This window comes from Planktosalinus sp. (assembly GCF_059864935.1).
This window is the reverse complement of sequence record NZ_JCBCCK010000393.1, coordinates 1-1,172: the sequence shown is the minus strand read 5'-3', so window position 1 is coordinate 1,172 and position 1,172 is coordinate 1. Positions and strand designations below refer to the sequence as shown.

Sequence of the window (1,172 nt, the reverse complement as noted above, 5' to 3'; positions counted from 1 at the left end):
AACGAACTGATAAAAGGAGTTATCTTGTTTTTTGCCATAGGGCTGTTGTATTTTATTGCCACTGTTTTAATTGAGCATTTTTTGTGGCTGTCACAAGCCGGCAGGACGATTTTGTTTTGGTTGTTTGTTGTAGTTGAAGTTATTCTATTTGGAAGATTTATAGCCTTTCCAATTGCAAAACTTTTAAAATTAAAGGAAGGAATAGACTTCTCTCAAGCTTCAAAAATAATCGGCAATCATTTTCCTGAAGTCAGCGACAAATTGCTTAACGTACTTCAGCTTAAGGAAAGCAAACAAGAATCGGAACTTTTGCTGGCAAGCATCGAGCAGAAGTCAAGGGAATTGCAACCCATCCCTTTTGTAAACGCTGTTGATTTTAAACACAATCTCAGGTATCTGAAGTATGCGGCAATACCAGTTGTGATAATACTTTTGTTGATTTTGACGGGAAATATCAGTATAATCTCAGGAAGTTATGAACGCGTGGTTAACTATAAAATAGCTTATGAACCCCCCGCGCCATTTAGTTTTTTTGTTGTAAACGAAAAACTGGAAGCATTAGAAAACAAACCATTTGTTTTAAACGTAAAAGTTGCCGGAGATGTTATTCCAGAAACAGCGGTCATAATTTTTAACAATGAAACCTATTTTCTGCAGCAAACCGCAAGGGGTGAATTTCAATACACCTTTACCAGACCTATAGAAAACATTAACTTCAGGCTTCAGGCCAATGCGGTGACCTCGAGACCCTATACGCTTGAAGTCATAAAGGTGCCCACGCTTCTGTCGTTTGAAATGGAGTTGCAGTACCCAAGATACACTCAAAAAGCCGCCGAAACATTAAAAAGCACCGGTAATGCCACCGTGCCCGAGGGAACCAGAATCAATTGGAAACTCAACACCCGCGAAACCAAAAACGTAAAACTCAAAACTGACGATTCCATTATTGATTTTAAAAAAGAAACCCCTTATTTTGTGTTTTCAAAACCTGTTTATTCAAAGTTGGATTACACCATTTCTACTTCAAACGAACTGTTGAATGACTATGAAAACCTGAATTTTTCAATTAATGTTATCAGAGATCAACACCCTGAAATTGTTGTGGATTCCAGGCAAGACACCCTTAACAGCCAAATCACCTATTTTTTTGGAAGGGTTTCAGACGATTACGG

General features: G+C 38.1%; 1 pseudogene. It reads left to right on the top strand.

From position 1 onward, the window contains the following. Positions 1 to 1,172: pseudogene (locus tag AC6F75_RS12170) on the top strand (hypothetical protein); the annotation flags it as partial.